This is a genomic window from Brevundimonas olei (genome assembly GCF_037055245.1).
GTDB lineage: Bacteria > Pseudomonadota > Alphaproteobacteria > Caulobacterales > Caulobacteraceae > Brevundimonas > Brevundimonas olei.
Genome location: NZ_CP146369.1, coordinates 856,292 through 869,422, shown reverse-complemented (window position 1 = coordinate 869,422; position 13,131 = coordinate 856,292). Strand labels below are relative to the sequence as shown.

Here is a 13,131-nt window from a genome sequence, read left to right as displayed (position 1 = left end):
TGGAGATCGGGCGTCGCCGCCGTCACACCTCTGCCGACACCGAGGGAGAGGAAAGATGAACACCAAGAGCGCCCTGCTGGCGACCACCGCCCTGCTGCTGGCTGTAGCTCCCGCCGCGGCCCTGGCCGCCGAGAAGACGGACGCGCCCGCCCGCCAGACGGCCGTGCCCAGCGACCAGGCCGTCCTGATCTTCACCCCCGACTTCTTCGCCGACGCCCGTCCCAACACCGCGCTGGACATGGTCAACCGGGTGCCCGGCTTCTCGGTCAACGACGGCGACGGCGCGCGCGGCTTCGAAGGCGCGGTCGGCAACGTCCTGATCAACGGCTCGCGCCCCGCGTCGAAGAACGACACCGGCTCCAACGTCCTGGGCCGCACCGTCGCCGCCCAGGTCGAACGCATCGAACTGATCCGCGGCGGCGCGCCCGGCATCGAGATGCAGGGCTATTCCGTCGTCGCCAACGTCATCCTGAAGAACACCGTCAGCCGCGAGCACATCCTGACCGGCAACGCCTTCCTGTTCGAGGGCGGCCAGGACCTGTTCGGCGGCTCCTATCAGTTCACCGAGCGCAAGGGCGACCGCACCTGGGGCGTGACCTTGAGCGACGGCATCTCCAACAGCGATTCCAACGGCGCCGGTCCCCTGCGCCGCGTCGGCCCGAACGGCGAACTGCTGCGCGCCGAGGACTACTACAACGACGGCTACGGCGGCGGGAACTCGATCCGGGGCACCTACGCCGGCCCTCTGATGGGCGGCAGGATCGACCTGACGGCGCGTTACGGCATCAACGACTGGCACGGCGTCTATCGCCAGACGGCACCGGACGTGCTGCGCGAAAGCCTGTCCGACGAAGACTCCAAGAGCGGCGAGGTCGGCGTCGTCTACACCCGCCCCCTGTCGGAGCGGCTGAAGCTGGAGACGCGCTTCATCCACGAGTTCGAGGAATTCGACAACGTCGCCACCGCCCTGAACCGCGAAGCCGAGGTCGAAGAGCCGATCGAACGGTTCGCCGCCAACGGCGACTCCTCCGAGACCATCCTGCGCGGCCTGCTGCGCTTCGAGCGGTCCGCCGCCCTGGAGTTCGAAGGCGGCGGCGAGATCGCCTACAACATGCTGGAGATCGATCAGACCTATTCAGTCGGCGGGGTGAACAAGCCCCTGCCCTCGGCCTCGGTCAAGGTCGAGGAGACGCGCGGCGAACTGTTCGGCAAGGCCACCTGGCGCATCAATCCCAAATGGACGCTCGAGGGCGGCCTGCGGCTGGAATCCTCGACCATCAGCCAGTCGGGCGACGCCGAGCAGGAGAAGAGCTTCTTCTACGCCAAGCCCCGCCTGCTGACGACCTGGACGCCGACGGCCTCCACCCAGGTGCGCCTGCGCATCGAGCGCACGGTCGGTCAGCTGGACTTCGGCGACTTCGCCGCCTCGGCCGATCTGGAGGACGAGAACGTCTTCGGCGGCAACGTCAATCTGGAGCCCGAATCCCGCTGGGTCGGCGAACTGACCTTCGAGAAGCGCTTCTGGGGCGAAGGAATCGTCAGCGTCGGTCTGCGCCACGACGAAATCTCGAACGCCATCGACGTCATCCCCCTTGAGGGCGGTTACGCGGCCGTGGGCAACATCGGCGACGGCACGCTGGATCAGTTGGTGCTGAACGTCACCGTCCCGACCGACAAGCTCGGCCTCTCGGGCGGCAAGTTCGGCTTCAGAAACACCTGGAACCACACCGAGGTCACCGACCCGACCACGGGCGAGATCCGCCCCATCTCGGGCATCCGCCCCAGCCAGGCGACCATCACCTTCCAGCAGGACATCACCAGTTGGAAGCTGCAATGGGGCGGCGCCTGGATCCCGCTGCTGGGCCAGAAGACCTTCCGTCCCGACGAAATCAACGGCTGGCGCGGCCACGACTATTACGAGCTGTGGGCCGAGTATAAGCCGACCCCGACCCTGTCGATCCGCGGCCAGGTCAACCTCTGGGACGACTTCAACGTCGAGCGGACCGTCTTCGGCGACCGCGAGACCCGGCCGATCGCCTTCGTCGAGAACCGCTTCATCGATCCGCGGACCTTCTATCAGATCCGCCTGCGCAAGACGTTCTGAGCCACAAGAAGAGGACCCGTCGGCGTCGCTTCGTCTCCCCAACGCGAAGCGGCCCAGGCAGGCGACCCGCACCAACTGAAAAGGGCGGCGCCTCCTGCGAGACGCCGCCCCTTCCTTGTCGCAAACCGATCAGGCGATCAGTGAACGCCCGCCATGCCCTTCTTGAGAAGAGGCGACAGGGCCAGCAGCACGACGCCGACGCCCACGCCGGTCCAGCCGATGGTCCCGAAGATGGAGCCATAGGTCTGCAACGCCAGCTGCGGGTTGGTGACGACGCCGGCCACGGTGTCCGTGGCGGTGGCGGCGGCGATCCAGCCGGCGACGATGTGGGCCACCGACGACGACAGGAACCACACGCCCATCATCAGGCCGACCACGCGCGCCACCGACAGCTTGGTGATCATCGACAGGCCGACCGGCGACAGACACAGCTCGCCGATGGTGTGGAAGGCGTAGGTCAGGAACAGGATCATCAACGGCACGCGGAAGGAGTCGTTGAAGTTGTTCGCCGCCGCCCACGACAGCAGCAGGAAGCCCGCGCCGACCAGGACCAGGGCGACCGAGAACTTGACCGGGGTCGACGGCTCGCGGTTGCGCTTGCCCAGCCAGACCCACAGGGCCGCCATGATCGGCCCGCCCACGACGATGATGCCGGGGTTGAACATCTGGGTGTAGCCGGCGTTGAACCAGCTCGGCATCTGGGTCGACTGGTCGGCGAACAGGGTCAGGGACGAACCCGCCTGTTCGAACAGGGCCCAGAACAGCACCGAGAAGAAGATCAGCACCTGAGCGACCAGCATCCGCGACCGCTCGGCGCCCTTCAGGCGGAAGACGGTGTAGCCGACCACCGACACGAAGGTGACCAGGGCGATGGGGATCAGGATCGTCTGCACGATCTCGTGACGCTGCATCAGCATCCAGACCGGGAAGACGGCGACGATGCCCGCGATCCAGAAGAAGGCCTCGACCGGCACGCCGAAGATGGAGCGCCCCTTCAGCGGGACCGGCGGTCCGCCGCGGCCTTCAAGCCAGGGCGCGCCGATCAGGAAGGTCAGCAGCCCCAACAGCATGCCGAAGCCCGCCAGACCGAAGCCGTAGGCCCAGCCATAGGTGAAGCCCAGATAGGAGCAGGCCGCCGTGGCCAGCAGGGACCCCAGGTTGATGCCGACGTAGAAGATGGTGAAGCCGCCGTCGCGACGCGGATCGTTCTCTTCATAGAGGGCGCCCACCACGGTCGAGATGTTGGCCTTCAGGAAGCCCACGCCCATGATGATTAGCGACAGGGCCAGGAACAGGACCGGCTCGCCGAAGGCGGTGTCGCGCTTGGTCTCGACCTTGTAGCCGCCTGCGGGCGTGAAGGCGGGGAAGCCCTCGCTGACCGCCGCGACCGCCGCTGCGTCGGCGGCCTGGGCCGCCGCCGGCTCGGCGCCGACCTTGGACACGCCTTCCGGGGTGATGGAGATCTGGACCCGCTCGTCGCCGCTGACGGCGAACATGGTGCGGTTCTGATCGCGGCCGACGACCTCGATCTGATAGGCGCGCTCGCCGATGGTCAGGCTTTCCTTACCGCCCGAGCCTTCGAACGCCATGGTGAAGTGGCCCGCCACCAGCAGCACGGCGCCGATGACCACGGCCTTGCGCGCGCCCAGGTATCTGTCGGCGATCATGCCGCCCAGAACCGGCATCAGGTAAACCAGCGCAGCGTAGGCGGCGTAGATGCCCTGCGCCTCGGCCGGTCCGAACAGGAAGTGCTGGGTCAGATACATGACCAGCAGCGCCCGCATGCCGTAATAGGAGAAGCGTTCCCACATCTCCGTGAAGAACAGGATCACCAGCCCCCGCGGGTGACCCAGAAAGGTCTTGCGTGGCGCTTCGAGCGCGCCCCCTGCGTCCGTCGTGCTCAACGGCAAGCTCCATCTCTTGCGCCCCCGACGGGCGCGGAAGCGTGCAGAAACAGCACGGTCACGGATTGCAAACAAGCGTTAACGGCGAAATCCGGCCGTCAGGTCGTCGCACAACGGCCAAACAATTCTCGCTTTGGGTGTCGTTAGATCAATTTACACGTTTTACGTGAATGCTCCCTGAGTTTCCACAAGGAGCCGTTCATGCCGCTGCGCCCGCTGCATGCGTCAGACCTGGACGCCGTCAATCGGCTGCATCGCAGCGTCTGGTGGCCGGAACGATCGGCGGCGGGCTGGCGCTGGCTGACGGCCAATCCGGCCGCCTCGGAAATTGACGCCCCGCACGGCTGGGTGATCGACCACGGCAGAGGCGCGGAAGCCGTCGTGGGCAACTTCATCCAGCGGTTCTGGCTGAACGATCGCGCCCTGTTCGGCGCCACCGGCTACTCCATCGTGGTGCCTCCGGCGCAGAGAGGCCGCAGTCGCGCCCTGATCGACGCCTTCGTCAACCAGCCGGGCTGCTTCGCCCGATACACCTTGAACGCGAACGCCCGCTCAAGCCCCCTGTACCGGCGGCACGGCATGATCCCCTGGCCGCCCGAGGCCCATGCGGTGAAGCTGGCCTGGGTGATCGACCCCGTCGCCTGCCTCTATGGACGCGCCCTGCGCGGCGTGGTGGACCGGGCCCCGACGCTGGCGCGCCTGCTGGGCGAGCAGCTGTCTCCCCTGCCCCGCCTGCTTAACGGGCGCGCCCTGCGTCAGGCCGAGCGCCGCCTGCCCGCCAGCGTGACCCGCAGCCCAGACCTGTCCGAACGATCGGACTACGCCCGCTTCTGGCAGGTCCTGCGCGCCGAGGGGCGGCTGACGGCGGACCGCAGCCCGGCGATCATGCGATGGCGGCTGTCGGACCCCGATCTGACGGTGCCGCCGCTGACGCTGGCTTATAGAGACGAGGGACGCATCACGGGGTTCGCCGTCGCCATGCTGAACAAGCAGACGCCGCTGGAGCCGCCGACCCTGGAGATCATCGACTTGATCGCCCTGAAGAACGACGCCCGCGCGATCCAGGCGCTGTGCGAGAGCCTGCGTCGGCTGGCTCCGCCCCTGGGCGCAGCCAAGGTCAGGCTGCAGGTCGCGTCGTCTGAACTGCAGCGGGCCTTGGGACGGCAAGCCGACCGCGCGCGGCGCGAAGGCGGCTGGGGCCACTGTCACGTCGCCTTCGACGCGGGGATGCAGGACGCCGGCTGGCGGCCCACCCCCTATGACGGCGACTATTCCTTCTGTCTGCGGCCGCTGCCCGCGCGGGCCAGCGCCGCCCTGCGGCTGGCGCCGTCGTCCGCACCTCGTCGCGCGATGGAGGCGCGGGCCTGAAACGGCGCTCGCAGACGGCCCCTTAGGGGCGCGCCTTCAATTCGTCGCGGATTTCAGCCAGCAGGGCTTCGGTCGGCGTCGGGCCGGCCGCTTCCGGCTCGGCCGGCTGTTCGCGGCGCATCTTGTTGATCGCCTTGACCGCCAGGAAGACCACGAAGGCCACGATCAGGAACTGGATCAGGGTGTTGATGAAGGCGCCGTACTGGATGGCCACCTTCTCGACCGCCTCGGTCGCCGGGTTCTCGGGCACCAGGACCCATTCCAGCTTGGAGAAGTCGACCTTGCCCAGCAGCAGGCCGATCGGCGGCATCACCACCTGATCCACCAGGCTGGTGACGATCTTGCCGAACGAAGCGCCGATGATGACGCCGACCGCCAGGTCGACGACGTTGCCGCGCGCGGCGAATTCCCGAAACTCGGTCAGCAGGCTCATGGGATCTTCAGTCTTTCGATTAGGGATCAGGCGTCGCCGGAAGCGTTCAGGCGCTCGCGCAGTTCCTTGCCGCTCTTGAAAAAGGGCACGGCCTTGGCCGGCACCTCGACCGTCTCGCCGGTGCGGGGATTGCGTCCCGTCCGCGCCGGGCGGCTGCGCACCGAGAAGGCGCCGAAGCCGCGAAGCTCGACCCGGCCGCCGTCCGAGAGGGTCTCGGTCATGCGGCCCAGGATCACGTTCACGACCCGCTCCACCTCCGCATGGGTGAGATGCAGGTTCTCAGCCGCCAGTTTCTCGATCAGTTCAGACTTGATCATTCAGGCCCCCGCCTTGGCTTCACCGTCCGGGACGACACCCTAACCGTCTGTCGCCACAGGAAGAAAGAGACAAAACGTATCGTCGCGAAGGTTTCTTGCTTTCGAGGCCGACAGGTTTCGTCCCGCCAGCGGCTCCGAAAGGGAGAAAAAGCCGATCTGCGCTGAGAGCGATTCCCAGAACGGCTCAGCCCGGCCGCCGCCCGCCGGCGCGCACGCTCCAAGAAAAAGGGCGGCCGGATCGCTCCGGCCGCCCCGTTTTCCCGTCGGGAAGGAAGCTTATTCCTTGCCCGCGTTCTTGAGCGCGGCGCCCAGGATGTCGCCCAGCGAGGCGCCCGAGTCCGACGACCCGAACTGTTCGATGGCTTCCTGTTCGTCCTTCATCTCGAGGGCCTTGATCGAGACCGAGACGCGGCGCGTGGCCTTGTCGACGGCGGTGATCATGGCGTCGACGCGGTCGCCCACGGCGAAGCGCTCGGTGCGCTGCTCGTTGCGGTCGCGCGACAGGTCCGACTTGCGCACGAAGGCCGTAACCGGCGCGTCGTCTTCACCGAACTTCACCTCGATGCCGCCGGTCTCGATCGCCGTCACGGTGACGGTGATCTGCTGGCCGCGCTTGTAGGTGTCGCCTTCCATCGGGTCGCCGCCGAGCTGCTTGACGCCCAGGGAGACGCGCTCCTTCTCGATGTCGACGTCCAGCACCTTGGCCTTGATGACCTCGCCCTTGCGGTAGCGCTGGATGGCTTCTTCGCCCGACACGTTCCAGTCCAGGTCCGAAAGGTGGACCATGCCGTCGATGTCGTTGTCCAGGCCGACGAACAGGCCGAACTCGGTGGCGTTCTTGACTTCGCCCTCGACGGTCGAACCGACCGGGTGAGCCTCCAGGAAGGCCTCCCACGGGTTGTTCTGAGCCTGCTTCAGGCCCAGCGAGATACGACGCTTGGCGCTGTCGACGTCCAGGACGATGACGTCCACTTCCTGCGAGGTGGAGACGATCTTGCCCGGGTGGACGTTCTTCTTGGTCCAGGACATTTCCGACACGTGGACCAGGCCTTCAACGCCCGGCTCCAGCTCCACGAAGGCGCCGTAGTCGGTGATGTTGGTGACGCGGCCGGTGTACTTGGCGTTGACCGGGTACTTGGCTTCGACGCCGTCCCACGGATCCGACTGCAGCTGCTTCATGCCGAGCGAGATGCGCTGGGTGTCCGGGTTGATCTTGACGATCTGGACCTTGACGGTGTCGCCGACGGCCAGGACCTGCGACGGGTGCGACACGCGCTTCCACGACATGTCCGTGACGTGCAGCAGGCCGTCGATGCCGCCCAGGTCGACGAACGCGCCGTAGTCGGTGATGTTCTTGACGACGCCTTCGCGGACTTCGCCCTCTTGCAGCTGGCCGACCAGCTCCGTGCGCTGTTCAGCGCGGGCTTCTTCCAGGATGGCGCGACGCGAGACGACGATGTTGCCGCGCGGACGGTCCATCTTCAGGATGGCGAAGGGCTGTTCCTTGCCCATCAGCGGGCCGACGTCGCGGACCGGACGGATATCGACTTGCGAGCCCGGCAGGAAGGCCGAGGCGCCGCCCAGATCGACGGTGAAGCCGCCCTTGACGCGGCCGACGATGGCGCCGTTGACCGGGTGGCCTTCGGCGAACACGGCTTCCAGACGGGTCCAGGCTTCTTCGCGGCGAGCCTTGTCGCGGCTGATGACGGCCTCGCCCATCGCGTTCTCGACGCGCTCCAGGTAGACCTCGACGTTGTCGCCGACCTTGGGCAGGACGGCGCCTTCGCCCTGGCCGAACTCGCGCATGGCGATGCGGCCTTCGGTCTTCAGACCGACGTCGATGATGACGATGTCTTTTTCAATGCCGACGACGCGGCCGTGAACGACCTGGCCTTCGCCGAGGTCGCGGCCCTGCAGCTGTTCGTCGAGGAGCGCGGCGAAATCGTCGCGGGTGGGGTTGAGGGTTTCAGTCATGGAAACTCTTGAGGTTGATGAAAGGCGAAACGCGCACGACCGAACGGACATGCGCGAATGGGGTGTAAAAGGGAAAGTCAGGTCGTCACGAGGCGAGGCGACGCACGCTCGAAAAGCGCGAAACAAAAGCCAGAACGCCCGCGGCCGTCGAGGAGATCGGAGCGTTGGATTCGCCCGGCGGGATCAGATCCCGGCCCTGGCTCGCGCCGCCTCGACGATACGGCGGGCCGCATCGAAGGCGGCCTCTATACCCAGATCGGTCGTATCCAGCAAGACGGCGTCGGCCGCCTGGACCATCGGGGCGTCGTCGCGGCCGGCGTCGCGGGCGTCGCGGCGACGGATATCCTCCAGCATGTCCTCGAAGGCGATGACCTCGCCGCGCGCGGTCAACTGCTTCCAGCGGCGCTCGGCGCGCACCTCTGGGCTGGCGGCGATATAGAGCTTGGCCGGGGCGTCCGGCGCGATCACCGTGCCGATGTCGCGCCCGTCCAGCACCGCCCCGCCCGCCTGGGCGGCGAAGTCCTGCTGCGCCTTCAGCAGCGCCGCGCGCACGCCCGGATGGCTGGCCACGCGGCTGGCCGCCTCGCCCGCGCCGCGATCGGTCAGGCGGGGATTGTCGCTCAGGCTCGCCAGATCCAGCGCCCGCGCGGCCTGCGCCGCCGCCTCGGCGTCGCCCAGGTCCCCGCCCGCATCCAGCACCGCCAGCCCCACGGCGCGATACAGCAGGCCGGTGTCCAGATACGGCAGGCCGTAATGAGCGGCCAGACGCGCGGCGATGGTGCCCTTGCCCGAGGCGGCGGGGCCGTCGACGGCGATGACGAGGTTCACGCCGCATCCCCTTGGACAATCTTCCCGCCCAGCCCGTTCATCATCTCCACGAAGCCGGGGAAGCTGGTGGCGATCATCTCGGGGTCGCGGACCGAGACGGGCTGTTTGGCGGCCAGGCCCAGCACCAGATGGCTCATGGCGATGCGGTGGTCATGGGCGGTGTCGACGGTCGCGCCGCCCTTCACCGGGCCGCCCCCGACGGCGCCAGTGACGATGAAGCCCTCCGGCTCCTCCTGCACCTGAACGCCGCAGGCCGACAGGCCCGCGACCATCAGGGCGATGCGGTCGCTTTCCTTGACGCGCATCTCGCCGATGCCGCGCATGACGGTGCGGCCCTCTGCGAAGGCGGCCGTGGCGGCCAGGATCGGATATTCGTCGATCATGGAAGCGGCTCGGTCTTCGGGAACCACGACGCCCTTCAGCGCCGAATGACGCGCGGTGACGTCGCCGACCTCTTCGCCCCCGGCCATGCGGCGGTTGGCGATGGTCAGGTCCGCGCCCATGTCGAGCCAGGTCTGGAACAGGCCGGTGCGCAGGGGGTTGAGCATCACCCCCTCGACCGTCACCTCGGAGCCCGGAACCACCAGCGCCGCCGCCAGAGGGAAGGCCGCCGAGGACGGATCGCCCGGCACGGCGACGTGGGTTCCCTTGAGCTTCTGTCCGCCCGACAGGCGGATGCGCCAGCCGTCGCCCTTTTCGATCACCTCGACCTCGGCGCCGAAGGCGCGCAGCATCCGCTCGGTGTGGTCGCGGCTCTTCTCCGGCTCGACCACGACGGTCTCGCCGTCCGCATTCAGCCCGGCCAGCAGGATGGCCGACTTGATCTGGGCCGAGGCGACGCTCTGGACGAAGGTCACGCCCTTCAGCCCGCCCCCATGCAGAGTCAGCGGCACCCGGTCCTCGGCCGCGTTCCAGTCGAACCGCGCGCCCATGTCGGCCAGCGGCCCGGTGACCCGCTTCATCGGCCGCTTGCGCAGGGAGGCGTCGCCGTCGAACGTCGCCGTCAGCGCATAGCCCGCCGCCGCCCCCATCAGCAGGCGCACCCCCGTTCCGGCGTTGCCGCAGTCGATGACCGCCTCGGGCGAACGCAGGGCGCCGCGCCCCTCGACCCGCCAGCGCCCCTCGCCGATCCGCTCCACCCCAGCCCCGAACGCCTGCATGGCCCGGCCTGTGGCCAGGATGTCGTCGCCCTCCAGCAGACCCTCGATTTCGGTGACGCCCTCAGCCATGCCGCCGAAGATCAGGGCGCGGTGCGACATCGACTTGTCGCCCGGTGCGCGAACCACGCCCCGAAGGCCGGAATCGAGGCTGGAAACGCGGGACGCGGTGAAGGTCTGGGGAGTGCTCACCCTGATGCAGGCTCCGAATGTCAGGAAGGCCGCGCAGGCGCGGAAAAGAAGGCTTTTGACAGCGGCCCCCGCCGGTGGCAAGGGAGCCGCCCTATTTCCGATTTCTCCCTTAAACCCGCCGAAGGTCTAATCACGTGGCCAATCCCGAACTGGGCCAAAAGCAGGTCTGCCCGAACTGCCAGGCCAAATTCTACGATCTGAACCGTCGCCCGGCCCACTGCCCCAAGTGCGACACCGAGTTCGATCCGATGGAAGAAGCCGTACGCAGCCGCCGTGCGCGGCGCGGCGCCGGCTTCGCCGCTGACGACGCGGAGGCCGAAGATCAGGTCGCCGACAAGTCGGTCGAGAGCGACGAGGATGAAGAGGACGCCGAAGGCTCCACCCCGGAAATCGACCAGGAAGGCCATGAGCCGATCCTGACGCCGGACGACGACGACGGCGAGCCGGGCGGCGACGACGCCGGCATGGGCTCGACCGACGGCGACGATGACGACGACGTCCTGGACGATGACGACGACGATTCCGTGCCCTTCATCGAGGACGAGGACGACGACGACCTCGACGAAGAGCTGGCCAAGCCGTCGCGTGACGACGACTAAGGCCCAAGAGTCGGAAAAATAAGCGGAAAAAAATGTGTCAGACCCGCTTGATCTTCAAAACGGCCTGACCTAGTTTCCGCGCCTCGCCGGGGGGCGACAGCTTCCCCGGCGGGACCGACCGAAAGGTTCGGGGCTATAGCTCAGTTGGTAGAGCGCTTGAATGGCATTCAAGAGGTCAGCGGTTCGACTCCGCTTAGCTCCACCATCGAAGGCCTCGCGGAACGCCCGCGGGGCCTTCGTCCTTTCCGGGCGCTTCAGCCTGACACGGTCGACGACATGACCAAGCCGATACGGCCTGGGGCTATAGCTCAGTTGGTAGAGCGCTTGAATGGCATTCAAGAGGTCAGCGGTTCGACTCCGCTTAGCTCCACCATCGAAGGCCTCGCGGAACGCCCGCGGGGCCTTCGTCCTATCTGAGCGCCCTTTTCCCGAGTTTCAGGCGGGCATGGCCCGTTCCAGCACCGCCCGCTGATCCACCTCGACCTCATAGGCGCCATAGGCCATGCCGCGCGGGCGCAGACGAAGGGCGATGAAGACTTCGGCCGAGGGGCTGTCCATCTCCAGCAGGGCCGCCGCCTGGGCCGCCAGCGCCAGCCGCTCGACCGCCAGCCGCGCCCCCGCCTCGTTCGCCGTCACGCCCAGCCCGGCGATGAAACGGTCGTAGTCGGCGGACTTCCCGGCCTGCGACCCCAGCCAGTCGCGCAGAGCCTCGACGGCCTCCGGCTCGCGCCCCGCCGCGCGCAGCACGTCCAGGGCGATGACATTGCCCGAGCCTTCCCAGATGGCGTTCAGCGGCGACTGGCGGAACAGGCGCGGCATCGGTCCCGTCTCGACATAGCCGGCGCCGCCCAGCGCCTCCATCGCCTCATAGATCAGGTTCGGCGCTCGCTTGCAGACCCAGTATTTGGCGACCGGCGTCAGCAGGCGCCCCACGGCGTCGTCCGTATCGAAGGTGGCCGCCAGCCGCATCGACAGGGCCGTCGCCGCCTCGCTCTCGACCGCCAGATCGGTCAGGACGGCGGCCATCATCGGCTGGTCGATCAGCCGCTTCTGGAAGGCGGTGCGGTGGGCGGCGTGCCACACGGCCTGCGCCAGCGCCCCGCGCATCTGCAGCGCCGATCCGACCACGCAGTCCAGCCGGGTATGCTGGACCATGCGGATGATGGTGGCGACGCCGCGCCCCTCTTCGCCCAGTCGCTGGGCCAGCGCGCCGTGATACTCGACCTCGGACGAGGCGTTGGAGCGGTCGCCCATCTTGTCCTTCAGCCGCATGACGCGGAAGCCCGCATTGCGCGTCCCGTCCGGCAGCCAGCGCGGCAGGATGAAGCAGGTCAGCCCGCCCGGCGCATAGGCCAGCGTCAGGAAGGCGTCGCACATCGGCGCCGAACAGAACCACTTGTGCCCGGTCAGACTATACCAGCCGTCCTCGCCGACCGGCTCCGCGCGGGTGGTGTTGGCGCGCACGTCCGAGCCGCCCTGCTTCTCGGTCATGGCCATGCCGAGCGTCACGCCCGCCTTGTCCCCCGCCGGGCGCACGGCCGGGTCATAGCGGCCGGCCAGCACGCCCCGGATCCACGGTTCGCCCGTCGCCGGATCGGCCTGAAGCGCCGCTGCCGAGGCGTAGGTCATGGTCATGGGGCAACTGGTCCCCGAATCCGCCTGCCCGGTCAGGAACAGGATAGCCGCGTGCAGCAGATGCCCGTTCGGCGTCCCGTCCCAGGCGCTGGCGGCGATCCCTGCGCCCAGCCCCAGCTCCATCAGCTGATGATAGGCCGGATGAAAGGTCACCTCGTCGATCCGGCGGCCATAGCGGTCGTGGGTATCCAGCACGGGCGTCACCCGATTGGCCTGCACGCCCCAGTCGATCACCTCGGCCGAGCCGCAGCGGCGGCCCAGATCGGTCAGCCGCTCGACATGCCCCGCCCCGCCCCAATGGCGCACGGCGTCGTGCAGCGCCCTGTCGCCCGCGAACAGGTCGACATCCTCCAGCGGCGGAACCTGATTGGACACCTCATGAGTGTCGAGGCGCTCGACGGGACGAAAGGCGGACATGGGCGGGCCTCCTGACTATGCGAGGAGGATGGCATGGCAGGGCGCCGACCGCGACCCTCTCCGGGCAAAACCCGAGGATCCAGACCCGCGCCGGTTGGCCGGTGTGGGATCAATCAATGCGCGCCACGATACGACGACAGCTCGCGGCAAGGCTGGATCCTCGGGTCAAGCCCGAGGATGACGGCAGAGTAGTGAGAGGAGCG

Annotated in this window: 10 protein-coding genes and 2 tRNA genes; 5 read left to right on the top strand and 7 right to left on the bottom strand. The window is 67.9% G+C overall.

Features of this window, described 5'->3' with window-relative positions; translation table 11 throughout:
* Window positions 1-55 precede the first annotated feature (55 nt).
* The gene (locus tag V8J38_RS04180; protein WP_338578020.1) at window positions 56-2,104 is read left to right on the top strand and encodes a TonB-dependent receptor plug domain-containing protein; all 2,049 of its coding nucleotides are present in this window, start codon (window positions 56-58) and stop codon (window positions 2,102-2,104) included.
* A gap of 137 nt (window positions 2,105-2,241) precedes the next feature.
* Here the strand turns inward: V8J38_RS04180 and V8J38_RS04175 are convergent, their stop codons facing one another.
* Window positions 2,242-4,008: an oligopeptide:H+ symporter gene (locus V8J38_RS04175; RefSeq protein WP_338578019.1), complete on the bottom strand. Its 1,767-nt coding sequence runs from the start codon at window positions 4,006-4,008 to the stop codon at window positions 2,242-2,244.
* 201 nt (window positions 4,009-4,209) lie between these two features.
* On the opposite strand from V8J38_RS04175, the gene V8J38_RS04170 reads away from it, so the two are divergent.
* Window positions 4,210-5,376 (top strand): N-acetyltransferase, encoded by a 1,167-nt coding sequence (locus V8J38_RS04170; protein ID WP_338578018.1) that lies wholly within the window; start codon window positions 4,210-4,212, stop codon window positions 5,374-5,376.
* A 22-nt stretch (window positions 5,377-5,398) separates the two neighbouring features.
* On the opposite strand, the gene mscL is transcribed toward V8J38_RS04170, so the two are convergent.
* The 5 genes from mscL to aroA all read right to left on the bottom strand — a co-directional run bounded on the left by mscL (window position 5,399) and on the right by aroA (window position 10,277).
* Window positions 5,399-5,809: a large-conductance mechanosensitive channel protein MscL gene (gene mscL / locus V8J38_RS04165; protein ID WP_087141720.1), complete on the bottom strand. Its 411-nt coding sequence runs from the start codon at window positions 5,807-5,809 to the stop codon at window positions 5,399-5,401.
* Between the two features lie 26 nt (window positions 5,810-5,835).
* Window positions 5,836-6,126 (bottom strand): integration host factor subunit beta, encoded by a 291-nt coding sequence (locus V8J38_RS04160; protein WP_003165992.1) that lies wholly within the window; start codon window positions 6,124-6,126, stop codon window positions 5,836-5,838.
* A gap of 276 nt (window positions 6,127-6,402) precedes the next feature.
* Entirely contained in the window at window positions 6,403-8,100 is a 1,698-nt protein-coding gene (gene rpsA, locus V8J38_RS04155) for a 30S ribosomal protein S1 (RefSeq protein ID WP_291779584.1), read from the bottom strand.
* 183 nt (window positions 8,101-8,283) lie between these two features.
* Window positions 8,284-8,928: a (d)CMP kinase gene (cmk, locus tag V8J38_RS04150; protein WP_338578016.1), complete on the bottom strand. Its 645-nt coding sequence runs from the start codon at window positions 8,926-8,928 to the stop codon at window positions 8,284-8,286.
* On the bottom strand, window positions 8,925-10,277 hold the full coding sequence (gene aroA, locus V8J38_RS04145; protein ID WP_422388316.1) for a 3-phosphoshikimate 1-carboxyvinyltransferase: 1,353 nt from the start codon (window positions 10,275-10,277) through the stop codon (window positions 8,925-8,927). Before aroA ends, cmk begins: the two co-directional genes overlap by 4 nt.
* A gap of 134 nt (window positions 10,278-10,411) precedes the next feature.
* Between aroA and V8J38_RS04140 the strand changes: the two genes are divergently transcribed.
* The 3 genes from V8J38_RS04140 to V8J38_RS04130 all read left to right on the top strand — a co-directional run bounded on the left by V8J38_RS04140 (window position 10,412) and on the right by V8J38_RS04130 (window position 11,249).
* Window positions 10,412-10,876: a TIGR02300 family protein gene (locus tag V8J38_RS04140; protein ID WP_291779575.1), complete on the top strand. Its 465-nt coding sequence runs from the start codon at window positions 10,412-10,414 to the stop codon at window positions 10,874-10,876.
* A gap of 129 nt (window positions 10,877-11,005) precedes the next feature.
* A tRNA-Ala gene (locus V8J38_RS04135) sits at window positions 11,006-11,081 on the top strand.
* A 92-nt stretch (window positions 11,082-11,173) separates the two neighbouring features.
* Window positions 11,174-11,249 (top strand) — tRNA-Ala (locus V8J38_RS04130).
* Between the two features lie 62 nt (window positions 11,250-11,311).
* On the opposite strand, the gene V8J38_RS04125 is transcribed toward V8J38_RS04130, so the two are convergent.
* Entirely contained in the window at window positions 11,312-12,928 is a 1,617-nt protein-coding gene (locus V8J38_RS04125) for an acyl-CoA dehydrogenase family protein (protein WP_338578015.1), read from the bottom strand.
* Window positions 12,929-13,131 lie beyond the last annotated feature (203 nt).